Origin of the sequence: Kitasatospora sp. NPDC057936, assembly GCF_042887525.1 — a bacterium.
Classification (GTDB): domain Bacteria; phylum Actinomycetota; class Actinomycetes; order Streptomycetales; family Streptomycetaceae; genus Kitasatospora.
This window is the reverse complement of record NZ_JBHVPD010000112.1, coordinates 1-22,640: the sequence shown is the minus strand read 5'-3', so window position 1 is coordinate 22,640 and position 22,640 is coordinate 1. Positions and strand designations below refer to the sequence as shown.

Below are 22,640 nucleotides of genomic sequence, written 5' to 3'. Positions count from 1 at the left end.
CTAGGCCTTGCCGCGGTCACCGCTGGTGACTCTCAGCAGGGCCCGCATCAGGTACGGACCGTGCAGGCGGTACAGCTCCGCCAGGGTGTCCTGGTCCAGGGTCGCACGCCCCCGGGAGGGCTGGTCGGTGCCCTGCGGGGCGCCTTCGGGGGAAGCGGCGGCTTCCACGGCCACGGCGTCTGTCCTTCGCTCCGGTGCTACGGCATCGGCGAGGAGCGGCGGGGTCCTCGCTCTGGTGCGGTCCCCGGGGCCTCGCCCTGACGGGAAAACCGTCCCAGCCGCCGCCAACGTCCGGCCAACGATCCGCCAACGGGTCGCGGCGGACGGGCGTTGGCGGGCGTTGGCCGTGGGTCTTCCTCCGTCAGCGGCGGGCGGCGAGGGCCGCCGTGAGGCGCTGGACGCCGTCCTCCCCGAAGCGCTGCACGAGGACCGCGACCCAGCCCGCGAGTTCGGTCCGCTCACGCTCCGTCCAGCCGGCCGCCGACGGGTGTTCGTCCGTCACCAGGGCCCGGGCCAGCAGCAGGTGCGCGGCCGTCGGCACCGGCCAGGGCCGCCCGGCCAACCCCTGGACGGCCAGCCGCCGGGCCACCGCCACGACGTCCCGGGCCGCCGCCGCGGGCACCTGCCACCCGTACGGAGCCGCCGCCGGCCCGGGGACGTCCTCGACGGCCAGCCAGGAAGCGATCAGCCGCCGCGCCGTCTCCTCGTCCTCCCGCCGTCCGCTCCCCGTGACGGCCGGCCTGCCGTCGCCGCGGTCCACCGTCGTCGCCATCGGAGTCCACCTCACCCGTGCTCGCGCCTCGTTGCTCTACGTCCGTGTAGTTGAACGGATAACATGCTCGCGATTGTTCAGCTCCGCGTCGCCCCGCAGGTGGGAACCGCTGGACGGTACCGACCTTGGGGAACATCGCCCATTGGATCGGGGCCGCGCGGTTGCCCCTGTTTGTCCGGTTCCAATGGACCCGATCCAATGGCGTCATCGGGGGATCGATTGACGACAGCTACGGCCCGCACGGTCGCTGCTCCGCGAGCCCCTCCAGTGCTGGGGCGGCGGCGTACGAATTCCAGCCTTGGATCAGGCTGGCCGGTCGGAGGCGTAGCGGGCGAGCGTGGTCCACACCGCTTGCTCGACGGCGTAGCGGATGTCAGAGGCTGAGGGGTCCCAGTCGGTCAGCAGCATGCGGGGCCACAGGACGTAGTTGGCGATCATCCCGAGGAACTGGTTGGCGGCGCTCTCGGCGTCCGCGAGCCTATCCCGGGCCTCGCCGGATTCATTCCGCGCCGGTCTCGTCCTCGTCCCGCAGCTCGTGGCCCTCGGCGCGGAGCTGGACGACGGCGGCGTCGATGTAGCGGGTCGTCCATCCTCCACCCACCTCATGGGTGACACCACGTCAGGCCGTGGACCGGCGGTCGGCGCGGTCCTCCTCGGAGGGCATCGAGTCCCACTCGGTATTCGCGCCGTCGCGCGGCACCATGAACAACGGACGCGATCGGAGGACCTGCCCGACCAGTTGCCCGCGTACCACGACCCCAGAGTCATCCGGTCCTGCATAGCCCTCGGGCGTGTAGCGAAAGTGCACGTTCATTGCCTCGGCGTACGCGATTGCGTCGCTCTCCAGCTCCGACAGGTCTCTCCCGACCAGCGGGATTCCGTCGTACGCGATCTGGGGACCGTGCACGGCGTCGGCAGCGATGCAGAACAGCCCCACGGCTTGGCTCACATAGGCCGTAACGGCAGGACGAGAAGGAGCCGCCCCGCGACGGTGGACTTCGACCTTCCAAGTCGGCGAGAAGATCGCGTAGCGCCGCGCACACTCGCTGACCTTCGTCTCGCCAAGCACCGCAGCCGCTTCGACCGCAGCCTCGACGGTCATACCGAACCGGAGCGGTCCGACGCCGACAGCCGGCGAATAGGACCACTCGTCCCGCTCTGTGACACCGAAATCGGCTTCGGACTTGAACGTCATAGTCGCCCCCTGGATACGCCTGAGAACTTGCCGACGCCCATCATGTCAATCGCCGATCAGCAGACTGCCGGGTGCCACCGACTTCGCGTAGATCACTCAGCGCGAGCCCCATCCGGGCCCGGCCGCGAATACGCGACACCTGAACATGCGAGCTCACCAGTCCCGAGGCCGGGTACGCAAACGTCTCCGGGCGGCGGTCGGGTCCGGGGATCTCGTTCGGGTGAAATCCCGCGTGAAGGACCGTTTCTGCTGACCCCGGCCGTCACACCGCCGTGCCACTCTGACGGCGCAATCCCCTCCCCGAAAGGAACATCCATGGGTGACACGCTGCGCGTGGGCGACGAACTCGGTCTCGGCCACTCCCTCCAGGGCGGTGCCTACACCCTGACGCTGCAGCACGACGGCAATCTGGTCCTCTCCGAGCCGGGTGGCGTCGTCTGGGCCTCCGACACCGACGACAAGGGCGTCCAGCGGGCCGTGCTCCAGGACGACGGCAACTTCGTGCTCTACGACGGCGACGGCGCGGTGTGGGCCACCGACACCAACGGCCGGGACGCCGACCGGCTGGTGGTACAGGCCGACCGCAACGTGGTGCTGTACGGCAAGGACGGCGGCGCGCTGTGGGCGTCGGACACCGGGACCGACAACCCCGTCGCCGCTCCGGAGCCGGCGGCCGCGGCACCGGTCGCCGAAGCCGTGACCCCGCCCCCAGCCATCCCCGCGGCGCGCACCTACACGGTCGAGCTCGGCGACACCCTGTGGGCCGTCGCCGAGCGCTTCTACGGCGACGGTGACCGCTACCGCGACATCGCCACCGCCAGCGGCATCGACGACCCGGACCTGATCAACGTCGGCCAGGTGCTGACGATCCCGTAAGCGGGCCGGAACGCCGGCCGGTCTGCGGCGGGTCTCACACCCCGCCGCGGCGGCGGCCCAGGCGGACGGTCAGGCCACCGAAGCCCACCAGCACCATCACGCCCGCGCTGCCGGCCGCGACCGCCACGCCCGCCAGGTGCCCGAGCGGTCCGGGCCCGGGGTGACCACCACCGGGTCGGGGGCCGCGGCGGTCTGGTGGGCTGCCGCGGGCCAGGAGGCGGTCACGGCCGCCACCGGGTCGACGGTGCCGTAGCCCACCGCGGCGTCCGGGAGGCGGGTGCCCGGGCGGTAGGCGGTCGTCTCCAGACGGCGCACGAGTTGCTCCGGCGTCAGGTCCGGCCGCAGCGCCGGCACCAGCGCCGCCGTACCGGCCACGTAGGCGGTGGCGCAGCCCGGTCCTGAGGCCGTGAACAGGCCGCCGCCGGGCCCGGTGCCGGTGACGCCCTCGCCGGGTGCGGCCAGGTCCACGCGTCCGTCCAGGGTGCCGCTGGGCGGCCCGCCCGGCCCGCGCCCCCAGGTCCGCACACTGCCCCTGATGCTGGAGGCCGCCGCACTCCCGGCCCCCGAAGGCCGGCTGCGGATCGCCCTCGGCCTGGAGGACCGCGAAGTCTCCCCGCTCTGGCGCGACTTCGAGGAGTCACCGCACCTCGTCGTCGTCGGCGACAGCGAGACCGGCAAGACCAATCTGCTGCGCCACCTCGTCAACGGCATCACCACGGCCTACAGCCCGGCCGAGGCCCGCATCATGCTGATCGACTTCCGGCGCGGCCTGTTCGACCTCGTCCCCGAGGGGTGCCGCCTCGGCTACGCCGTCGCCGTCGACGTCCTCAAGCAGATCGTCCAGGACGCCGCCCGCGCCATGGAGGGCCGCGTCCCCAGCGAGGGCATCACCCCCGCCCGCCTCAAACTCCGCGACTGGTGGACCGGCCCCGAACTCTTCATCCTCGTCGACGACTACGACCTCATCTCGGCGCCGCTCACCGGCCACCCCTTCACCCCGCTCCTCGACCACCTCGCCCAGGGCACCGAACTCGGCCTCCACCTGATCGTCGCCCGCAGCGCCAACGGCATCGCCCGCGCCATGAGCGACCCCCTCCTGCGCCGCCTCCTCGACGTCAACACACCCGCCGTCCTCCTGTCCTGCCCGCCCAGCGAGGGCGTGCTCTTCGGCAACGTCAAACCCCGCCAACTCCCGCCCGGCCGGGCCCTGCACATCACCCGGCGCCGGACGGTGCAGCTCCAGACGGCCCTGGCGCGGGAGGGGGCCGGCGGCGAGGGGGCGGCCTGAAGGATGGCACGAGCCGGCGGCCAGAAACTGCCAACGTCTCGCCACGCGACGCACTGTGAAGCGGTCCCGGTGCGCTTCGGCAAGGTGCCGTCGGGCAGCATGGGGCGATGCACCCGGATCAGCCGCTGCCTCGTGAAGTGAAGGTCATCGACACTGCGTCGCTGCTCGGGCTGGAGGCGCGGGCGTGTGAACTCGGCCTCAGCCAGAGGCTGGACCCGCTCTGGGTGACGGCGAATGCGGCGTCCGACGGAAGCCACTACCTCTGGCCGGCCCTGTGGAACAGCTTGTCCCACCGCCCGGAGGTGCCGCGTCAGCTGCGGTGCGAGCTGTTGATCGCCCTGCGCACGGGAGACCGGGTGATGAGCCTCCTGGACGTGCTCCCCGACGACTTCGCGCCGCTGCCTAAGGTGACCTCCCGCGACGAGGGCATGCGGGTCACTGAACTGCTGGACCGTTCTCCTACGGTCAGGGAATGGCTGCTGCGAGAGGGCGAGGGCCAATCAAACCGGCTGCCGCGACAGACGGCTCGGGTGGACCGGAGTCCCTGATCGCTCGTCGGTTGGTTCACCGCCCGGGGCGGTGAACCAACCGGGTGAACCAACCGACGGATGCACGCCGTACAGCTGGGCGGGGCACCGACCGGGGTGGATCCCGACAGCCGATCAGGGAGGCCTGCGTCGCTGGTCGCCCCGAACCGGCCACCGAGGCCTGACCGAACACATCCCTTCTCCACTGGACCCCGGAGCACGCATGCCGTCCACCCCCGCCCGCCCGTCCCGGCCGAAGGGCCTGCACGTCGCCATGGCCGCCGTACTGATCACCGCCGTCACCGCGACCGCGGCCAGCGCCCGCCCGCACCGCACCACCCAGCCCCAGCCCTTGGGGATCGGGGCGAGCGCCACCCCGGGCGCGGCGGCCGGCCTGAACGACCCCCGCCTGAAGGACATCGCCCAGCAGCTGGTCTCCAGCGCCGAAAACTCCTCGCTGAACTGGAAGGCCCAGTTCGCGTACATCGAGGACATCAAGGACGGCCGCGGCTACACGGGCGGCATCATCGGCTTCTGCTCGGGCACGGGAGACATGCTCGACCTCGTGAAGCACTACGAGCAGCTCAAGCCGGGCAACGTCCTGACCAAGTACCTCCCGGCGCTGCAGAAGGTGAACGGGTCGGCCTCGCACTCGGCTGGCGTACCACCACGCGGGTTGTGAGCGAGGTCGGAGCTCAGGAGGACGCCGCGCTCGACCATGGTCGTGGCGATCCAAGGGGTGTGTTCGGCAAGGATCTGACCGGTGGCCGGAATCGCATGTGCAGCCGTGAGGAGCAGTGCAGCGTCGCCGGGCGACGTGATGATCTCCCGGGCGTCCCTCGTCTTGCGCTGACCGCCGTCGCGGGGTGTCCAGCCGGAGGAGAAAAGGGTCCGGCCGAGCCGAACGAAGGCGAACTCTGCCTCACGCGCGTACCGGGGTGTGGAGATCTCGGGCGCGCAGCGGAGCCTTGACTGCCAGCTGTCGGCCGCGTGCTGCCAGGCCGAAGTGGCCGTTCGAAGGCTTTGAGCGGCCGACAAGAGGCTGTCGCGGCCGACGGGATCCACGGTCAGGAGGTCACGGGTGACCTCGATCAAGCGGGCGCTGAGGAGATGGGCAAAGGCCGTGCTGTCGGCCGCGGCCGACAATTCGACAGCCGTGACACCGGGCAGGCGCTCTGCTGCCTGCTGTGCTGTGTGGGCTGCAAGCCAGTCCATGCCGGCCCTGACCGCCAAGAGCGCTTCTCGCCGCGTCTCGCCCGGTCGAACTGCAGATGGGGGCGAAGTAGCCGCGGCCGGGAGGTGAGTGAGCCCCGGGGCGGGCGACGCCGGCCGGGGCGTGTTGAGTTGACGGTGAATGCCGATCGCGGCCTGTTCGATCCGGAAGGCCGGCTCCGCCAGTTGGCGGGCCACAAGATGGCTGCGAATCACGCGAGAGTCGGGCGGACACAGCTGGCCGATGCGGACGGCCACACGTCCAGCGGTACTGGCGAGTTCGGCAGTCTCGGCGACGATGCGGCGGGCGGCCCCAGTGCTGTCCAGGTAAGCCGCATACGGGCTCCGGGGTTGGCCATCAGGGCCGTGGTGACTGGCCAGCACGTCGGTGCCGACGGCAAGAAGCCGGTAGGCCTCGGTGAGGTGGAGGGACACCGCGTCGGGTTCGTGGCGGGCGTATCGTGACTCGCCCCAAAGTACCCATCCCAGGGTATCGAGATTGCCGTGCAGTCGGGCCACGTCGTCCTCGGTGATACCCAGCGGGTCATGGGCGAGCGGGCCGTAGCGGCCGGTGTAGCGGTGGAGGAGACGGCACGTGCCGGCCAGGGCTTCGCTGCGTGCCGCATGTCTGCCGGGAGTGGTCCGGGTTTCGGCTTCGGCAAGGGCTGCGAGGGCGTACTCCAGCCTTGACGCGGCCAGCACCGTGAAGTCGCCCCACGTCGCGTCCTCCGTCACCCGACGGCCCCGTCCTCGATCGGCAGGGCGTTACGAAGTGCAATGGCCGCATCACGGCTGTGCAACGCGGCTGTGTGGCGATCTCGAATCTCGCGAGGATCGGTCGAACGACGGCCGAGGTCGTCGAGATCGTTGGCGATGGCCTCCAGCCGGTCCGCCAAGTCGCGGTAGGCGATCTCGCCGTCACTGTCTTCAAGGAAGTAGTCAGGCAAGGGAAGGTAGGCGGTAGCCCGCGTTGCGTATGCGGCTGCAGCAAGGGCTGCCATCTGGTCGTAGCGGTCATCCCGAACGGCCAGGTCGGCGATCCTGTGCGCCGCCGTCGTCACGCTCGGCAGGGTCGCAGCGGCGATCTGCTCGATGTCCTGTGTGCCGCTGGGGTGTTGATTCACGACTGCGAGCCCTTCAAGTGAGTGGTGTTGGGTGGCAGGAGAACACACCTCGCAGAGGCATGCGCCGAAAGTCGAATGTCCTGTGGATAAACCGCCATGCTCAACGAACCTGTTCATCAGATCGACGTAGCCGACATCAAGGTCTTGACGGCGCGACGCCGCCACGGGCCGTCAGCGCAACCGACAATGCCGAATCAGCCGAAGAGGCTCCGAAGTTCGTACCGAGATCCTGCCGGAGGATACCTACCCGCGGCCTGGCCTCGACACAGGAGCGGCTATCTGCACTCAATTGGGTGACGGGTCCGTGCAAGGCATCGACACGGACCCGCAGTGGGGCCAGCTCGCCGGCCTCGCGAGTGAGAGCGACAGCTGTCCAGCCTCAGCGCAGGTGACCAACCCTGGGCTCAGAGGATTTCCCACTGAAGCTGGTCATGGCCGCTTCGGAGTCCTTCAATCCGGCGTCGCACCTCCTGGAGTGTTGTGCTCCCGGGTGAGGCGCGCTTGGCGTTAGTGGTGATCATCCGGAGCTCGCGGAGGTCACGGAGCCCCTGGTAGCCGCTCCACGACGTGACGTCGAATCCGTACCGATCGGCGAACTCCTGGTAGTGCGCGCGCCCGTGGCCGAAGCGCCGACAATGGATCTCCACGGTGACGAGATCGAGCTCAGGCGCTCCGAAGCAAGCGGTATCCCAGTCGCACAGAACTGCCGCACCACGGTGGTGGAGAGCGTTCCGATGCTGCGGATCCCCCTGAAGCAGACCGGGCTGCAGGACGTAACTCACCCTGGCAAGAGCCGCTTCAAGGTTGGACAGACGGCGCTGGAGGTAGGCAGTGTCCTCCGGCGACAGGGTGGTGATTGCCGCGATCGATCGCCTGATCGCTCCCGCCGTATCGAGGGGTGGGACTTCAAAGGGTGGAGGTGGGAGCTCATGCAGGAGGCGAAGTGGGGCCGCAAGCTGAGCTGCCGGAACCGGCTGGCTGGGCTGGGGAAGGTACTGCCAGAACGTCACCGCGTGACCGCCGACCAGCACAGGTTGCTCCGTGGGCAGCAGTTCGACGGTAGGAAAGTCCTGGCTGACGAGCCACTGCACCAGCCGCACGGTGCGCCTGACTCCGTCCAGAGCCGTGCCCGCCCGCGCGATCTTGGCGACGACTCCGGCAGACTTCAGGAGATAGACGGCGTTGGTGTGGCCGCGCAACATGACGGCGCCGGCAGAGGAGAGCCCGACCTGACGGCAGGCTTCGTCGAGGACCCTGGACACCTCGGACTCGGCGAACCCGCCGATCCGGACTGGAACACCCATACCGTAAGGCTGGCGGGTGACGGCCCTCCGTGTCACGTCGCGCCGGCGGGCAGGGCCAGGACCTCGCCGAGTTCCCGCACCGCGCGCGCGGTCCGCACCTGTTCCGGCAGTATCTTGATGATTTCCAGAGCTCGAACGCCGAGGATCTCGGTACGGTGCGCCTCGGGCACCGTGCAGTAGGTGCGGGACGCGAGCTCGCAGGCTTCGATCACGCTGTGCTCGTGGATCAGGCACATGGCCTGCTCCAGGTGCAGGAGAGCCGGGTCGATGCCAGTGTGGTCGGGATACAGCAGGAGAGCCTCGTTCTGGGCACGTTGGGCGTCTGAGGTGCTTCCAAGGAAGGTATACGCCCCCGACAGGTACAGCAGGAAGCGGCGCAGCGGGAACGCCCATGCGTCGTTTTCGGCGGTCGTCTGCCCGCAGCGGTCGAACAAGTCGTGGGCCAGCTTGATGGCAGCGCGGGCGCCGTCGTGGTCGCCTTGGCGAGCCCGGACACGAGCCTCGGCAGCGGCGGCGAAGGCCCCGGTGACGGTGGGGCGTCCGCGGTTGAGGAGGCGGGCCTCGCGGGTGAGACCGGCGGCTCGGTCCAACGGCCCGTAGTAATACGGAAGCATCGCAGCCTGAACCCGAACCCGCGCCCGCAGCTCGCCGTTTCCGGTGTCGTCGGCGGCCGATCGTGCGGTCCCGTACCACATCTGCGCCTGGTCCAGGCGCCCCAGCTTCATCAGGGCGTCTGCGATCAGGGTGGAGAGCACGGCGATCATCTCCGATAGACGGACCTGCACGGCGGCGGGCTGTCGTTCATCGGCGAAGAGACGAACCGCCTCGAGATTCCGCAGCAGTTGCACCAGCATCTCGGCCGGAGGCGCGACCACGTAGGCCCGGCGGAGATCTCTGATCCGTTCGTCGAACACCTCCAGTTGCCCTGCAGTGGCTGTTGTTCGTGCAAGGGTGCTTTCGACTGCGCGGCGATACGAGTCGACGAGGTCATCCGACGGAGCACCCAGACCAGGCCCGGCGCCCGGATCCGGTTGACGAGACGCCTGGAGGGCGCCAGAGACCGCCGGAATCGAAGGGAGAGCTACAGCCACGCGAAGGACTTCAGGCTGGTAGCTGCCGGACATTCCCAGTCCCTGCGCGTCCGTCTCGTAGAGGCGACACAGCAGGTCGATGGTCTGTGCCCGCGGGGTTCGGGATTTCTCCCACGCCCCGAGCTGGTCCGGATCCACATTCGATCGGGGGAGCTTCAACTCGTCGCACATCTTGATCAGTTCGTCGACTGTCCGCTGAAGCGTCCACCCCCTGGCCAGGCGGTGTCCACGAAGCCGACTCACGCCACAGCACTCGACGATCGCGGTCACGGTCGATGTGATCGTCCAGCCGTTCGCCGCGGCGGTTGCTCTGACGCGCGCTGCGCAGGACGGCTTGTGCACCGGCGCCTCATCTCCCCTGTAATCACACTTGACTGTCAGTCAGCTTAGTTGCTGTCCCAATTGATGCTCACTCAAAAACAGTAATGGATTCGGGTTTCTGCCTGTTCCCGAGACCCGAAGCAGTAAGTGCGACGCAGAACCGCAACTCCTTCCGATTGCATGGGCGCCGCTGTCGGACGAATCCTCTGTGGACAGGCGATGACCGTGGCTTGCCTCCACTGCCACCGGCCCGGGACCAACTGCCCTCGTGATGAGCCCGGAGGATCTTTCATGCACCGCGTCTTGCACTTCACGACCCCGCTCCAGGCGGCCTGCGTCGCTCACGCCCGCAACAGGCTGCTGTGCCACGTCTCCACCCTGGCTCACGTCGGTCTCGACGAAGGCCGACGATACGCGCTTCGCCTGTGTTCGTCGGAGGCCATCGACAACGGCATCAAGCACGGCGGTGGCCAAGGAGACTGCCGTGCAAGCGAGTTGCTGATCGAGGTTGGCATCGACTCGGCACGACAGCGACTCCGCATCACGGTTACGGACGGCGGCCTCGCTGTTCCGCTGATGGAGGGACGCGTGGGCGACCTGGAAGCAACCGGCGGAAGGGGGCTCGCCGTCATCTGCGGCTACGCCGACGACGCCGGCTGGGGCCAGCGCACGAACGACCTCGGTGAGGTCGTCGGCTGGTCCGTGTGGTTCGAACTCGACGTTACGATCCCGTCAGCCACCGGCCAGGCCACCGCGCAAGCGGAAGTGCAGCCGGATCCCAGTCGATGCCAAGCGGTGCCCGCAGCGCGCGCCGAAGCGACGGCTGCTCGCCCGCAGGCGCCCGGTCGGGCCGATGCGGCCTGGCCGACGAAGCACTCCGCCGCATAGACGGCACCGTAACGGGCCCGCCCGCACCTGGAGTCCCGTCCGGGGCGCCAGGCCGGCAGTCGCACCGCTTCCGTGCCGCCGCCGGGCCGGGCCACAACCACCGCGTCGGACGGGTGGCCTCGATCGGACACCCTTATCCACCAACTTCGTACCCGAGGTACCTGCCCATGAGCGCTGGCCCGCGCACCAGAATGCTTCTCAAAACCACCAGCACGGCCCGCAGACAGGCGATCACGGCCTCGTACTCGGCCCTCACCCAGGTCTGCGTCACCACCGCCGACAACCCGGAGCAGGCCGAACTGGTCAGCGAGCACCCGGCCCACGCCTGGGAACTCCCCCACTCGAACGCGCTCGCCATCCTCCACCGAGACACCGACGAGGCCTGGGCCCTGGTCAAGAGTGCGAAGCTGCTGGAGCACCACCAAGTGCCCGTCGTCGCCCCGCACTACACCGACGTCCTGACCGCTGGCGGCCACGCCGTCACCTTCTGGCGCCCTCCCGGCCCACAACGGCACGACCCCGCCGCCAGCGCACGGGTAACCGCCGGCATCCACCGAATCGACACGACGACGGCACCATGGCTCGCGGAAGACCAGCACGACCCGTTCAACGGCCTCCTCGACGGCCTCGACGACACGCCCCTCGCCGACCCCGCCAAGCGCTTCCTCCACGACCACACCGACCAACTACGCGAGGAGTGGGTGGACATCGACTGGCCGACCCCACTCACCCCCATCCTCGGCACCCGCCACGCACCACGCTGCCACGGCACCCGAGCCGCCCCGAGGCTCCTTCTCCAGCACCCTCTCCTCCACGGGCACCTGGAGTGGGACCTCATCGCCGCCCGCTGGCGCTCCGACCTCCTCCTCGGCCACCTCAACGACAACGTCGGCTACACCGCGGCCTACACCGCCCACGCCAACGCCGAAACCCGCGCACTGCACGGCCACATCGGCGCCTGGCCGGACTACCAGGTCGTGCGCGACGTCATCGTGCTCGCCGAGGTCATGAGCACTGTCCGCCGCGCCCACCTCGACTCCCGCACCCGCCAGCAGGCCGACCACCAGATCGCCTGCCTGCGCGGCGCACACCGTCCTCCGTGGAACTGGGGGCGGTGATGCCGACGCTTCGCATCGTCATCGCCGCAGCAGCGATCACCATTTTCTGCGCGGTGATCATCTCCTCCGCCGCCCCGAAGGCCCCGGTCCCCAGAACGCCTTCGGCACCAAGCCACCCCGCGATGGACAATCCATCGAAGATCAGCGCCCAGCTGGCTCCGCCAGGCGGCGCAGGCTGCCCTGGCCCCTGAAAGGGCGTCATGTAGGTCTTCGCCCTATCTATATCTGGAGGGAATCAGGTGGGCTTGGGTGACCGAAGGGGGGCGGCAAGTGCACCGGCGTCGCCCGGGGCCATCGGATCGCCGATCACGTCGGACGGCCGGAGCTGCCCGAACGGCCCGGCGCCGTCGGTCATGGACCGGCTGTCGTATCGACGTCGACGACGCGCAACGTGCCCTTGGTCAAGACCAGTACCGTGGTGGAACCGTGGGCACGAAGGGCCCTGATCCTCTGGGTGATGCGCCTGGAGTGCGTCGAGTACGTCGGTGCCTCCGGGTCCGGATCGACCAGGGCCAGCCTTCCGGTGAAATCCGCGACCACAAACCCCGAGTCGGTCTGGACGGCCTGATCGACGTCCGCTCCGGCGAATCGCCGCAGCGGCCTTCCGTCGTGTGCGTCGAGGGTCATGACCGTGCGGCGCGCCTCGGGCACCCAGAGGATCGAGCCGGTCCGGTGCACCGCCCGCGCTGCCAGATCGCACAAGTCGGATCGCAAGAAGACTGCGGCAGCTCCGGTGGAGAGCGAGATGTCGAGCAGGGTCTGCGACCCGCAACGCGCAAGGACCCGATCGCAATCCAGCGGCGTAAGGACCGGCTGCGCGTCACCCGAGGCCAGCGGCTCGGGAAGCGACCACTGCGACTTGATCCGTCCATCACGCGGATCGATCAAGCGGATCTCGTCGCCGTGCGGCTCACCGACCAATACGCCGGCTTCCATCACCACCGGGACCGCGATCTCGACACACTCGGGACTGCGCCACAGCAGCGTTCCGGTCTCCAGGTCGAACGCGGTGAGCGGGGTGTAGCCGCGCCAGCCGCCGACCAGGACGGTGTCGCGCGTCGCCACCAGATGTCCGGTGAACTCGGCCAGCTGCGCGCTCCACAGCACTTCCCCGGTGCGCACGTCCAGGCAGGACAGTCGCGGGAGGTTCTGCGGGATCACCAGGCAGCGTTCGCCGACGATGACGATCGCGCGCGGCCAGGTGCCCACCGGAATATCCCAGCGTTGTGCGCCGTCAAGGGGATCGAGACCAACCAGACGAGTCCACCGCTCGTGGACGACGATGTGCTCGGCGGTCACCGCCAGCCCGGCCGCGTGACCCGCCTGATGAAGATTCCGCTCCCACACCGTCCGCCCGAACATGGGCTCATTCCAGCAGTGGTGTACCGGTGGTGCAACGAGATTCTGGGAGGGTGCTATGTGTGGGCCGGTCCCGGCCACCGGTCAGACCCGGTCCCACAGTTCGTACCAGCGGGCGACGGAGTCCTTGTAGCCCTGTGGCATGACCAGGCCGGGCACCTCGTCGCGGTGGAAGAGGCCGGCCTCCTTGTGCTCGTGGCTGACGACCGGAGCCTTGTGCGCGTCGATGACCGTGCAGCCGTAGGTGACGATGAAGACCCGACGGCCGGGAATCGGCTCGTACATCCACACGTCCAGCAGCGGGCCGGCAGCCGCCGTCCAGCCGCTCTCCTCCTGGATCTCCGCGACCACCCGCTCCTCCGGGGTCTCGGTGCCCTCCAGCTTTCCTCCGGGCAGTTCCCACTCCTGGCGCTCGTTCTTCAGCAGCAGCGCTCGTCCCTGCGGGTCGAGCACCACGCCCTTGATGGAGATCGGGAAAGCCGTTGGCACGTAGGGCTGTTCTGCCGGTCCGTTCATCGCTTCTTCCGGAGTGCATGGGTGGGCACGGGTCTGTCGAAGTCAGCAGTTGCGCGACTACTGCAACGATGCCAGGCGTTCCCGAGGTGGACCAGTTCCGGCAGGCCCTCAACAGCCCGCTCCTGTATGAAGTGTGCTCACCGAAGAGCCCGTACCACCGAGAGAACGGACCGCCGATGGCCACCCGCCCCTTCGTCCTGCTCAGCGTCGCGACCTCCGTCGACGGTCACATCGACGACACCTCGCCCGAACGTCTCCTGCTGTCGAACGCCGAGGACTTCGACCGCGTCGACCAGGTTCGCGCCGAATCCGACGCCATCCTCATCGGCGGCAACACCCTGCGCAGCGACAATCCCCGTCTCCTGGTCAACAGCGACAAGCGCCGCGCCGACCGGATCGCAGCCGGCAAGCCGGAGTACCCCCTCAAGGTCACCATCTCCGCCGGCGGCGACCTCAGCCGGGACCTCAAGTTCTGGCACTTCGGCGACAAGAAGGTCGTCTACACCACCGACGCCGCCGCACCGAAGCTCCGGGAAACGCTCGACGGCCTCGCCGACGTCGTGAGCACCGGCCCCACCGTCGACTTCGGTGCACTGCTCGACGACCTCGCCACCCGTGGGGTTCAGCGCCTCATGGTCGAGGGTGGCGGGCAGATCCACACCCAGTTCCTCTCGCAGGGGCTGGCCGACGAGATCCACCTCGCCATCGCCCCGCTGCTCGTCGGCGACACCGACGCTCCCCGCTTCCTCAACCCCGCGAATTACCCTGGTGGCAGCAGCCGACGGATGGCACTCCTCGAAGCCCGGACGATCGGCGACGTCGTCCTCCTGCGGTACGCCCCCAAGGTCCCCTCAAGCTGACCACCGACGGTCCTCCGCTTACCGCCCGCCTCGCCCCACTGCGGGGTCCCGAGATCGTTGATCCGGGTACCGATGATCGTGCGCGGGCGGGTCCGGCGACCGAACAGCAGGCAGGTAGCCTGCGAGAAGCCGTGAGGTAGGCCGAAAGGACCACGACCCCATGAGAGGGCCGGGCAGGACCTCGTCGGCCTGGTGCCCGACGGCCGGCTCACCCGCGGACTGCGCGCCGTCCTCGCCCACCACGTGTTCTTCCACGCCAACCGCACCGGCGTGCCCGTCGATCACCAATCCGTCACCGCCGCAAGGGCGGTGGCCGCAGTCTTCCACTCCGGCGAGGACCCCGCGCCCTCGCAGCCAACCATCCGCACAACCACTAGGGTCGCCACCGTGACTCTCAGCGACAGTGCCGACACTCCGGCTGCTGACCAGCTGCGCGACGCCCTCACCGAGCGCCTGCTGACCGGAAAGCACATCACCAGCGCCCCGGTCGAGGCCGCCTTCCGCGCCGTCCCGCGCAAGCACTTCCTGCCCAGCTTCCCGCTCGATGTCGCCTACGCCGACAACCCGACCTACACCAAAACCGACGGATCCGGCACGCAGATCAGCGCGGCCTCCCAGCCCACGATCGTCGCCATAATGCTGGAGCAGCTCGCCGCCCAGCCCGGTGAGCGGATCTTCGAGGCCGGTGCCGGGACCGGCGTCAACGCGGCCTACATGGCCACCATCGTTGGCCCGGACGGGCACGTGGTCGCGGTGGACGTGGACGACGACCTCGTCGACGGTGCCCGCAAGCACCTCTCGGACGCCGGGATCACCAACGTGGACGTCATCCTCGGCGACGGCGCCCTCGGCCACCCCGACGGCGTGCCATACGACCGGGTGATCGCCACCGTGAGCACCAGCGAGATGCCAACCGCCTGGCTCCAGCAGGTCAAGCCGGGCGGCCGGATCCTCCTGCCGCTGCGGCTGCGCGGCGCCGCCTCCCGCGTCATCGCCTTCGAGCGCGACGGCGACGCCTGGGCATCGGTCGACGACCGGCTCGCCGTCTTCATGCCGCTGCGCGGCAGCATGGACGACGAGCGGCGCACCGTGGCCCTCACGAGCCGGGCGACGTCACCCTCCAAGTCCACAAGGACCAGACCGACGCGGTCGTCGCCTCCGCGCTGCTCGGGGTCCTCACCACCGAGCGCCACGAGCGCTGGACCGGCGTGACCATCCCGGCTGGCACCACCTACGAGTACCACGACCTGTGGCTGGCCCTCACCCTGCCCAACTCGATCATGCGGATGAGCGTGGCCAAGACCGCCCAGGATCGCGGCGTCACCCCCATGCTCCCCTGGGGCGCCATGGCCACCATCCAGGACGACTCCCTCGCCTACCTCACCCTGCGCGTCGGCGAGCCCGGCAGCGACGGCCGCAAGGTGTATGAGACCGGCGTCGTCGGCCACGGCCCCGCCGGCGCCGCCCTCGCCGACCTCGTCTCCGAGCAACTCCGCACCTGGAACACCGCCTTCCGCGACCGCCCTCTCCGCTTCGAGCTCCCGGACACCCCCGGCGCCCCCGCCGACCCGTCCGCCGGCCGCTTCGTCCTGGACCGCCCCCACCACCCAATCACCGTCATCTGGGAGTAGCCACGTGCACCCGACCGGACCCATAGCCCAGCGCTTCCCGCTGGTCGCCCGGATCCGGCCCGCGTGCCTGCCCCTCGACGCCCGTGTCGGCCAGCTTCAGGAGCTGGCCGACACGGCCGCGCGGCAGACCAACCCTGGCCTGGCATCTACCGTCTTCAACCAGGCTGCTCTCCTCGCCTCCGACGTCGGCCTGCCCGACTACGCCCGCGACCTGTGCCACCGCCACGCCACGCTCTACCTCACCCGCGGCCCGCTCCCCGCGATGAGCGCCATCCGCGGCCTGGAGCCACTCGTCAACCTCGCCCGTCTCCACATCCGCGCGGGCCGCCACCAACAGGGCCACCAGCTCCTGCTCGACCTCTACGAGGCCATCACCGGCGCCATCGAGACGGCACTCGATGGCATCACCGTGCCCGCCCAGCTCACCGAGACCGCCGAGCAGCGCGCCGAGGTCCGGGCGTGGCTGTGGCGCGTCGTGCTCGCCGACGGCACCCGCGCCCTCACTTCCGCCGGCCGCTGGAGCGATGCCGTCCGCCACCTTGAGGAGCATCGGGGCGTCGGGCTGCACATGCTCGACGGCCGCCATACCGCCGTCCTCGCCCGCGCCACCACCGGTGACCTCCCTGGTGCTCTCGCCCTGCTGGCCGTCACCGAGCCGGGCAACCCCTGGGAGGACGCCGTCACCGCGGTGCTCACCGCGCTGTGCCGCCCCGGCGACGCGCGCATCGCTGAGGCCGCCATCGGCCACTGCCTCGCCTTCGAACCGGACGAGGGCCTGGCCGTGTTCACCACCCGTCTCGCCCTGAGCGCGCTCGACGCCGCCGACCCAGAAGCGCCCGCCGCCCGAAACCTGATCGAGCAGCTGTCCAGCCGAACGGGTGAATCGGGCGACGGCTACGCACTGCGCGACCTCCTCGCCCATCAGGACGTCCGCGACGGCCTCGGACCCGGCCGCGCAGCCGTGCTCGAACGCTCGCTCGCCGCTTGCACGCTGGGCTCCGCCTGCCTCCCAGAAGCCATCCGCGAACGACTGGAGGACGCCCTCTCCCAGGCTCGGGGGGTGCTCGAAAAGTCCCCGTTCGACCCGGGCTCGCCCGGAGCCAATCCACTTGAACGCCGCATTCGAACAGCACCATCATCAGACACCACCCACTCTGCGACATATCCCTGAACTCGGCCTTTTACCAGCCCACTTGGGCTTCGAACAACACCCTGGTTCAGCACTCCCGCGCGCCCGCCGGCCGACTGCTCGTGGCAGGTGCGCGGCGAAGGCCCGAACCGACCCGCGGGTCATTCCCGCCCGAGAGATCGAGGGGTCCTCCCAGTGATCGACTTCAACGTGCTCACCGACCTGGCCTTCCAGGAAGGCATCGAACGGATCGGCGTCGGTGTTGTGGTCCGCGACGCCTCCGGCCGGGTCCTGATGATCCGGCGGGCCGCGCACGATGTCCTGCCCGGCCTGTGGGAGTACCCGGGCGGCGCCCAGGAAGGTGACGAGCACGTGCCGGCGGGCGCGGCGCGTGAGCTGGTCGAGGAGACCGGGCTCACCGGCCATCGGCTGGAGTACGCGCGGCACCTGGACTTCACCAACCAGAACGGCCGCCGGGTCCGGCAGTTCGTGTTCACCGCCGTCGTCCCGGAGGGCACCGCCGTGACCCTTTCAGCAGAGCACGACGCCTACCAGTGGGCGAGCCCCGACGAGCTGCCACACACCGGCGACGGACAGCGCGAGGTCATCACGTGGCTCACCGGCCGCCTCGCGAACCCCGGCTGGCGGCCCGTCGGCGGCTACATCACCACCATCGCCCGCCCCACCACCTACGGCTGTCTCCTCGTCACCGACCCTGCCGGCCGCGTCCTCGGGATGCGCTCGACCATCGACCCGAGCGTGTGGAACATGCCCGGCGGCAACGTCGAGCACGGCGAGAGCCCCTTTGACGCCGCACTGCGCGAGGCCCGGGAGGAGCTGGGCCTGGACCTAGCCGCGGAGAACCCGCAGGTGCTCCGGCGGCGCCTGGTCGCCGTGATCCACACGCAGGCCGACGCCGACTACCCGATCCCGGTCGCCGGCTACGTATTCGACGGCGGCACACTGACCGCAGAGCAGCAGGCCCGGATCCGGCTCGATCCTGAGCACACCGAGTTCCGGTTCGAGACGCCCCACAACTGGCGCTCCCGGATGACCCCCGCCCGCTACCAGCGGCTCCGGCAGGTGCTGCGCGCCCACCGCTGCGGTGTCCCGCTCTACCTGGAGCGCCCTACACCGGCCGACGACGACTTCGAGGGCGTCCTGGTCTTCGTAACCGACCCCGCGGGTCGACTGCTGATGCACCTGCGCGAAGGCAGGCCGGGCATGCCCTGGCCCGGCTGCTGGACTCCGATCGGCGGCTGGCGCGAGGCCGACGAGAGCCCCCGGGAGAGCGCGGTGCGCGAGGTCCGCGAGGAGGCCGGCATCGAGATCACCGGGCTCCGGAGCCTCCCCGACCCACATCACGACCTCGGCCTCCCGCTCACCCGCGTCCTGCACGCCGTCTGGGACGGCCCCGACAGCGAGCTGCGGCTCGGCGACGAGGGCCAGGGCGTGCGCATGGTCCCTCTGGACGAGGTCCTCGCACTCAACGTCCCGCCCTACATGCAGCATTACCTGCCGCTGCTCGCCGCGGCGGCCGACCAGCCCACCGGGAGGACCTCATGACCCGGCTCGACGACAACGGCCACCCGGCCGGCTCGAAGCCTCACCAGCCGAAGACGGATCCGCTCACGCTGGTCGTCGGCGTCCACCTCGTCCTGGCCGACGCCGGCACGGTACTGCTCGGGCGGCGCCGCAACACCAGCTACGCCGACGGGCTGTGGCACCTCCCGAGCGTTCACTAGGCAAGCCATGTGTCGAGATTGAAGCTGTCGGTTTTCTGCTCCCCAGCCTATCCGGCTCTACCGTCGAGAAGGAGTGAGGTCAGTCTTGGACGTGAACGCTTCGAGCGGCGACGCTCCCGTACTGGGCGACGTCCTGCTTGGCTTCTGGTCGGCACGGGACCGCTTCCTGGAGGCGGGCTTGGCGACCAACCGCAGCGACCCGATCGGTGGCCTCGCAGAGTCTCTCGCTGCTGCGGCGCTTTGGCCGAGTTCATCGGTGCGGTCGGCCTACGAGAGGGCACGAGGCGTCCGCACTGGTCTTGATGGCTCTGGCGAGTTTGGTCCGGCGCTCGGCTCCATGCCGGTGACGGGGAACGGTCGCAGGAACTCGTTGGCTGTCGACCTTGCGGTGCCCTGGCAGTCTTTGGTGGAGCGGGTGCCGGCGCTGGAGGCGTTTGGGCGGCAGCGCCAGGGTGAGCGGTGGGCATGGGATGTGGCGTCAGGCGGGGCGTTCGGTGTCGGATCGGAGGGCCCGCCTCAGAACCGATACGCGGGACTGGCCCGGATACAGGTCAAGGCCCGCTTCGCACCCGATGCGCCAAGCCACGGCCCGTTGGATGCGGTGCCCTTCGAGCTGGTGCGCGACGGCGTGGTGCCCGCGAACGACCTGTACGTGCTGGTGATGTTCGCTCGGATCGACGAAGCTTACCGGCCCCTGCGCGCGGATAACTTCGTCTGGACGGCGGTGATTCTCACGAACGAGTGCCTCCGAGCTCTGGACCGCGGCGTTTCCTCGGCAAAGCTCAACTGGCAGGAGATCCACTCTTGGTGGGGCGAAGGGCAGTCGTTGCCAGCTGGCGTTCACGACGTGACCGGTCTCCTGAGGTCCGTTCCGATCCCGGACTGGTAGATGTCAACTGGCTCGTGCGGCGCCCGTGGGTCTGGTCGGCGCGGCAGCGCTTCCCGGAGGAAGGCATGGCGCCCAGCCGGACCTACTCGACGGCCTCGCGGTTCTCTTGCCGCTGCGGCGTTTCGACTAAGTTCATCGGTGCGATTGGCTACGAAAGGGCGCGGGACCGTAGTGGGGCCGGTCCTGGGAGTAGCGGGTACGGCAGCGTGGAATCGCGGTCACCTTGCGGGACGCCGTTCAGTGCGGTGTGGGCTGCCAAGAGGACGCCGGCGGTGCCGGTGGCGAGGTCCATGGAGAGGCGGAGTTGCCCGTCTCCGGCGAAGGCCCGGTCTCCTTGGTGGCGGACGGCGTGTAGCACGAGGCCGCGTAGCTGGGTTGCCATGGCTTCGGGTGAGCCGCTGAGGTGGGTGAGGCTGTAGAGCAGGCCGGCGTGGCCGTCGAGCAGGCCGGCGGACAGGAGGAGTTCGGAGTCGAGGCTGTCGCGAATATGGTCCCGCAGCTGCGCGTAGGGGTGGTCGTCGCGGTGCCGGAGGTATTCGTGGATGGTGATGCCGATGCCGGCACTGCCGCGGCCGAGAGTGGCGAGGCGGCGCTGTCCGTCCCTGACGCGGACGCGCCCGCCGGGCAGCTCTTCGCAGTGCGCGAGATCTCGGGCGAGGGCTGCGTGTGCGCGGTCGAGGTGCGCCAGGTCGCCTGTCACGCTATACAGCCGGGTGAAGAGCAGAGCCGGGCCGGACCACCCGTGCATGAGCCCGACGCGGTCGGCGCCCGGGCCGGTGTCAGCCGTGAGGGCCCGCGTGAGGCGTTCGCCGATCTCGGCCGCGCGCTCGGTCTGGTGGAAGTGCAGGTGTGCCAGGGCGATCCCGGCGAGGCCGCCGAACAGGCCGATGCCGCAGCCTCGGAGGTCGAAGCCGGTTAGCCGATCGAGGGTCGCCTCTGCGGCGTCGGGGCGCTGGAGTTCATCGAGGACGCAGGCGATGCCGGCGAGTCCGTCGAAGAGGCCGGGCCGTAGCGAGCGTGCGGCTTGGTCGGCGGCCACCAGCCAGTCGACGTGCTGTCCGAAGGCGGGGTAGTCGGAGCGGCCGGTGACGTGCAGGGCGTGCAGCACGCCGGCCGCGCCGAAGGCGAGGGATGCGCCTTGGCGGTCGAACTGTCGCACGTCCCCGGGGAAGAGCCGGTCGTCCCGGTCCGGGGTGGCGCTGCGCAGGATCGCGTCACGCAGGGAGTCGAGCGCCGCCGTGCTGTCGGTGGAGGGGTCGAGTGGCCAGTTGTCGGTGTCCTGGGTCTTGCTGGAGATGGTGGGAGGAGTGAGGGCGGCGCGCAGGCGGTCCCCGGTGCCGGCCGGCAGAGGGAAGCACTGCTCGGCCCAGCGGATGAGTTGTTCGGGTTTGCGGTCGTCGAGGGGCAGCAGGGGTGTCAGCGGGCAGAAGAGGGCCAAGCCGAGGCTGGCGAGGGCATAGGTGTCGACGGCTGCGCCGGTGCGGGCCCAGGGCGCGATGAATCCGGGCGTGCCGAGGACGGGGGCGGTCGGGTTGTCGGCGTCGACAGAGGTCTCGAAGTCGATCAGGCAGACGGTGTCGTCGGGCCGCACGATCACGTTGGACGGTTGGAGGTCGCCGAAGACGATGCCGCTGCGGTGAAGGTCCGCCAGCGCGGCCTCGATCCTGGCGAGGATGCCGGTCGCCCACCGGGTGTAGGTGGCGAGGTCGGCGCGATCGCCCGCAGCGGCGGTGTCGCCGAGGAGCGGGTGCCGTCGGCCGACCGCCTCCAGGAGGCTCTTGCCGTCGATGAACTCCTGGACGAGGTAGTGGTGTTCCCAATGGCGGACGCGAGAGTGGACCCGGGGTACGCAGGCCAGGTGCGCGAGGCGGTCGAGGATGCGGTGTTCGTGAGCCAGCCGGGTGACAGCATCCCGGTCGTGGTTGTCGATTCCGGCGTGGGGCCTGGCCTCCTTGAGGATCACGCGCCGGCCGGTGTCGCGTTCGACGGCCCGGTAGACCCCGCCACCGTTGGAGAAGTGCAGGGCTTTCTCGATCCGGAACGGGAACGTGACGGTCCTGCGGCCGCCGCGGTCATGGACGAGATTTGCCAGGACCGGGGGCGCCGGTGCCCAGGCCGGCGGCCGGAAGCCGGGGCCTCGGTGGTCCGGGACGAGGAGGCCGTCGTCGCGGCGCACGGCCAGGACGTGCTCGCCGTCGGCGTCGAAGCAGTACGCGGGCCGGAAGCCGCCGTAGCGGACATACAGCGGGCCGTCGCCCCACCGCAGGTCGCTGAGGATGTAGGGCCCTTCGATGTCGTGCAGGAGTGCGGACAGGTCGGTCAGGGCCCGTTCGAGTGCCGGGTCGTCGGCGGGGTAGACGGTGATGAGCTTGCCGCTCGCCGTCCGTGGTGCCTGTTTGCTGTTGATGTGGCGCAGGATCGCGAGGCTGCGCAGGAACTTGAAGCTGAGGCCCTGGCCGGTGCAGTAGTCCCAGGTGGTGCTGATCGCCCGGTCGGCCGAGTTGGCGGTCGCCGAGATGTGAATCTTCCAGCCCTGGTCCGGGAGTCGGACACCGGTCCTGGCGATCCGGATCCAGCCCTCGCTCTCCGACCGGTGCCAGCCGGGGGGCGGGAGCGTGCTCGCCCGGGTGAAGTGGCTGTCGGAATCGGCGAGACGGTCGAGCGTGTCGACGAAGACCAGGTCTGCGGCAAGGTGGCCCTGGGCGATCATGGTGCCTTCTTCGTGCAGTCCGACGAGGTCGGATCCGGGGCGGCCAGCGGGACGCGCATGGTCGTGCCGGCCGCCGGTGCTGCAC

General features: G+C 69.8%; 23 protein-coding genes and 2 pseudogenes. 13 read left to right on the top strand and 12 right to left on the bottom strand.

Going from position 1 to position 22,640, the window contains the following annotated elements; genetic code table 11:
- The 4 genes and pseudogenes from ACFVU9_RS38960 to ACFVU9_RS38945 form a co-directional block, all read right to left on the bottom strand.
- Nucleotides 1-174, bottom strand: coding sequence for a hypothetical protein (locus ACFVU9_RS38960; protein ID WP_387601803.1), 174 nt, complete (start codon nucleotides 172-174; stop codon nucleotides 1-3).
- A gap of 187 nt (nucleotides 175-361) precedes the next feature.
- Nucleotides 362-772, bottom strand: a complete 411-nt coding sequence (locus ACFVU9_RS38955) for a hypothetical protein (RefSeq protein WP_387601801.1) — start codon at nucleotides 770-772, stop codon at nucleotides 362-364.
- 303 nt (nucleotides 773-1,075) lie between these two features.
- Nucleotides 1,076-1,240 (bottom strand): annotated as a pseudogene (locus ACFVU9_RS38950) (TetR/AcrR family transcriptional regulator C-terminal domain-containing protein); the annotation flags it as partial.
- A 151-nt stretch (nucleotides 1,241-1,391) separates the two neighbouring features.
- Nucleotides 1,392-1,967, bottom strand: a complete 576-nt coding sequence (locus ACFVU9_RS38945; protein ID WP_387601798.1) for a hypothetical protein — start codon at nucleotides 1,965-1,967, stop codon at nucleotides 1,392-1,394.
- A 315-nt stretch (nucleotides 1,968-2,282) separates the two neighbouring features.
- On the opposite strand from ACFVU9_RS38945, the gene ACFVU9_RS38940 reads away from it, so the two are divergent.
- Entirely contained in the window at nucleotides 2,283-2,843 is a 561-nt protein-coding gene (locus ACFVU9_RS38940) for a LysM peptidoglycan-binding domain-containing protein (protein ID WP_387601795.1), read from the top strand.
- A gap of 96 nt (nucleotides 2,844-2,939) precedes the next feature.
- On the opposite strand, the gene ACFVU9_RS38935 is transcribed toward ACFVU9_RS38940, so the two are convergent.
- The gene (locus tag ACFVU9_RS38935; RefSeq protein WP_387601792.1) at nucleotides 2,940-3,311 is read right to left on the bottom strand and encodes a S8 family serine peptidase; all 372 of its coding nucleotides are present in this window, start codon (nucleotides 3,309-3,311) and stop codon (nucleotides 2,940-2,942) included.
- A gap of 67 nt (nucleotides 3,312-3,378) precedes the next feature.
- On the opposite strand from ACFVU9_RS38935, the gene ACFVU9_RS38930 reads away from it, so the two are divergent.
- From ACFVU9_RS38930 to ACFVU9_RS38920, 3 genes and pseudogenes are all read left to right on the top strand, one after another.
- A complete protein-coding gene (locus tag ACFVU9_RS38930; RefSeq protein ID WP_387601789.1) occupies nucleotides 3,379-4,131 on the top strand; it encodes an FtsK/SpoIIIE domain-containing protein in 753 nt (250 codons plus the stop codon).
- Between the two features lie 107 nt (nucleotides 4,132-4,238).
- Nucleotides 4,239-4,679, top strand: a complete 441-nt coding sequence (locus tag ACFVU9_RS38925; protein ID WP_387601786.1) for a hypothetical protein — start codon at nucleotides 4,239-4,241, stop codon at nucleotides 4,677-4,679.
- Between the two features lie 202 nt (nucleotides 4,680-4,881).
- Nucleotides 4,882-5,328, top strand: a pseudogene (locus tag ACFVU9_RS38920) (chitosanase); the annotation flags it as partial.
- On the opposite strand, the gene ACFVU9_RS38915 reads toward ACFVU9_RS38920, so the two are convergent.
- The 4 genes from ACFVU9_RS38915 to ACFVU9_RS38900 all read right to left on the bottom strand — a co-directional run bounded on the left by ACFVU9_RS38915 (nucleotide 5,232) and on the right by ACFVU9_RS38900 (nucleotide 9,659).
- A complete protein-coding gene (locus tag ACFVU9_RS38915) occupies nucleotides 5,232-6,605 on the bottom strand; it encodes a hypothetical protein (RefSeq protein ID WP_387601783.1) in 1,374 nt (457 codons plus the stop codon). The pseudogene ACFVU9_RS38920 and the gene ACFVU9_RS38915 sit on opposite strands and share 97 nt — an antisense overlap.
- A complete protein-coding gene (locus ACFVU9_RS38910) occupies nucleotides 6,602-7,159 on the bottom strand; it encodes a hypothetical protein (protein WP_387601780.1) in 558 nt (185 codons plus the stop codon). Before ACFVU9_RS38910 ends, ACFVU9_RS38915 begins: the two co-directional genes overlap by 4 nt.
- Before the next feature lie 239 nt (nucleotides 7,160-7,398).
- Entirely contained in the window at nucleotides 7,399-8,298 is a 900-nt protein-coding gene (locus tag ACFVU9_RS38905) for a phosphotransferase family protein (RefSeq protein ID WP_387601777.1), read from the bottom strand.
- A gap of 32 nt (nucleotides 8,299-8,330) precedes the next feature.
- Nucleotides 8,331-9,659, bottom strand: coding sequence for a hypothetical protein (locus tag ACFVU9_RS38900; RefSeq protein ID WP_387601774.1), 1,329 nt, complete (start codon nucleotides 9,657-9,659; stop codon nucleotides 8,331-8,333).
- Between the two features lie 342 nt (nucleotides 9,660-10,001).
- Between ACFVU9_RS38900 and ACFVU9_RS38895 the strand changes: the two genes are divergently transcribed.
- A complete protein-coding gene (locus tag ACFVU9_RS38895) occupies nucleotides 10,002-10,598 on the top strand; it encodes an ATP-binding protein (RefSeq protein WP_387601771.1) in 597 nt (198 codons plus the stop codon).
- 167 nt (nucleotides 10,599-10,765) lie between these two features.
- On the top strand, nucleotides 10,766-11,716 hold the full coding sequence (locus ACFVU9_RS38890) for a hypothetical protein (RefSeq protein WP_387601768.1): 951 nt from the start codon (nucleotides 10,766-10,768) through the stop codon (nucleotides 11,714-11,716).
- Nucleotides 11,717-12,067: 351 nt separating this feature from the next.
- On the opposite strand, the gene ACFVU9_RS38885 is transcribed toward ACFVU9_RS38890, so the two are convergent.
- On the bottom strand, nucleotides 12,068-13,078 hold the full coding sequence (locus ACFVU9_RS38885; protein WP_387601765.1) for a PQQ-binding-like beta-propeller repeat protein: 1,011 nt from the start codon (nucleotides 13,076-13,078) through the stop codon (nucleotides 12,068-12,070).
- 81 nt (nucleotides 13,079-13,159) lie between these two features.
- Nucleotides 13,160-13,591, bottom strand: coding sequence for an NUDIX domain-containing protein (locus ACFVU9_RS38880; RefSeq protein ID WP_387601762.1), 432 nt, complete (start codon nucleotides 13,589-13,591; stop codon nucleotides 13,160-13,162).
- A gap of 176 nt (nucleotides 13,592-13,767) precedes the next feature.
- Between ACFVU9_RS38880 and ACFVU9_RS38875 the strand changes: the two genes are divergently transcribed.
- From ACFVU9_RS38875 to ACFVU9_RS38845, 7 genes are all read left to right on the top strand, one after another.
- Nucleotides 13,768-14,451: a RibD family protein gene (locus ACFVU9_RS38875; RefSeq protein ID WP_387601760.1), complete on the top strand. Its 684-nt coding sequence runs from the start codon at nucleotides 13,768-13,770 to the stop codon at nucleotides 14,449-14,451.
- Between the two features lie 192 nt (nucleotides 14,452-14,643).
- Nucleotides 14,644-15,663 carry a methyltransferase domain-containing protein gene (locus ACFVU9_RS38870; RefSeq protein WP_387601757.1) on the top strand — a complete coding sequence of 340 codons (1,020 nt, stop codon included), beginning with the start codon at nucleotides 14,644-14,646 and terminating at the stop codon, nucleotides 15,661-15,663.
- A complete protein-coding gene (locus ACFVU9_RS38865) occupies nucleotides 15,660-16,082 on the top strand; it encodes a hypothetical protein (protein ID WP_387601754.1) in 423 nt (140 codons plus the stop codon). Before ACFVU9_RS38870 ends, ACFVU9_RS38865 begins: the two co-directional genes overlap by 4 nt.
- 4 nt (nucleotides 16,083-16,086) lie before the next feature.
- Nucleotides 16,087-17,253 (top strand): hypothetical protein, encoded by a 1,167-nt coding sequence (locus ACFVU9_RS38860; protein WP_387601752.1) that lies wholly within the window; start codon nucleotides 16,087-16,089, stop codon nucleotides 17,251-17,253.
- Between the two features lie 153 nt (nucleotides 17,254-17,406).
- A complete protein-coding gene (locus ACFVU9_RS38855) occupies nucleotides 17,407-18,777 on the top strand; it encodes an NUDIX domain-containing protein (RefSeq protein WP_387601749.1) in 1,371 nt (456 codons plus the stop codon).
- Nucleotides 18,774-18,956, top strand: a complete 183-nt coding sequence (locus ACFVU9_RS38850; RefSeq protein ID WP_387601747.1) for a hypothetical protein — start codon at nucleotides 18,774-18,776, stop codon at nucleotides 18,954-18,956. Before ACFVU9_RS38855 ends, ACFVU9_RS38850 begins: the two co-directional genes overlap by 4 nt.
- Before the next feature lie 85 nt (nucleotides 18,957-19,041).
- A complete protein-coding gene (locus ACFVU9_RS38845) occupies nucleotides 19,042-19,845 on the top strand; it encodes a hypothetical protein (protein ID WP_387601744.1) in 804 nt (267 codons plus the stop codon).
- A gap of 148 nt (nucleotides 19,846-19,993) precedes the next feature.
- Here ACFVU9_RS38845 and lanKC read toward each other — a convergent pair whose 3' ends face one another.
- Nucleotides 19,994-22,555: a class III lanthionine synthetase LanKC gene (gene lanKC, locus ACFVU9_RS38840; protein WP_387601741.1), complete on the bottom strand. Its 2,562-nt coding sequence runs from the start codon at nucleotides 22,553-22,555 to the stop codon at nucleotides 19,994-19,996.
- Between the last annotated feature and the right edge of the window lie 85 nt (nucleotides 22,556-22,640).

What these genes read in the sequence shown, in the direction of transcription:
- ACFVU9_RS38850 (WP_387601747.1), top strand. Translation starts at nt 18,774, where the DNA reads ATGACCCGGCTCGACGACAACGGCCACCCGGCCGGCTCGAAGCCTCAC.
- ACFVU9_RS38905 (WP_387601777.1), bottom strand. Translation starts at nt 8,298, where the DNA reads ATGGGTGTTCCAGTCCGGATCGGCGGGTTCGCCGAGTCCGAGGTGTCC.
- ACFVU9_RS38890 (WP_387601768.1), top strand. Translation starts at nt 10,766, where the DNA reads ATGAGCGCTGGCCCGCGCACCAGAATGCTTCTCAAAACCACCAGCACG.
- ACFVU9_RS38940 (WP_387601795.1), top strand. Translation starts at nt 2,283, where the DNA reads ATGGGTGACACGCTGCGCGTGGGCGACGAACTCGGTCTCGGCCACTCC.
- ACFVU9_RS38955 (WP_387601801.1), bottom strand. Translation starts at nt 772, where the DNA reads ATGGCGACGACGGTGGACCGCGGCGACGGCAGGCCGGCCGTCACGGGG.
- ACFVU9_RS38925 (WP_387601786.1), top strand. Translation starts at nt 4,239, where the DNA reads ATGCACCCGGATCAGCCGCTGCCTCGTGAAGTGAAGGTCATCGACACT.
- ACFVU9_RS38880 (WP_387601762.1), bottom strand. Translation starts at nt 13,591, where the DNA reads ATGAACGGACCGGCAGAACAGCCCTACGTGCCAACGGCTTTCCCGATC.
- ACFVU9_RS38930 (WP_387601789.1), top strand. Translation starts at nt 3,379, where the DNA reads ATGCTGGAGGCCGCCGCACTCCCGGCCCCCGAAGGCCGGCTGCGGATC.
- lanKC (WP_387601741.1), bottom strand. Translation starts at nt 22,555, where the DNA reads ATGATCGCCCAGGGCCACCTTGCCGCAGACCTGGTCTTCGTCGACACG.
- ACFVU9_RS38895 (WP_387601771.1), top strand. Translation starts at nt 10,002, where the DNA reads ATGCACCGCGTCTTGCACTTCACGACCCCGCTCCAGGCGGCCTGCGTC.
- ACFVU9_RS38945 (WP_387601798.1), bottom strand. Translation starts at nt 1,967, where the DNA reads ATGACGTTCAAGTCCGAAGCCGATTTCGGTGTCACAGAGCGGGACGAG.
- ACFVU9_RS38885 (WP_387601765.1), bottom strand. Translation starts at nt 13,078, where the DNA reads ATGTTCGGGCGGACGGTGTGGGAGCGGAATCTTCATCAGGCGGGTCAC.
- ACFVU9_RS38875 (WP_387601760.1), top strand. Translation starts at nt 13,768, where the DNA reads ATGGCCACCCGCCCCTTCGTCCTGCTCAGCGTCGCGACCTCCGTCGAC.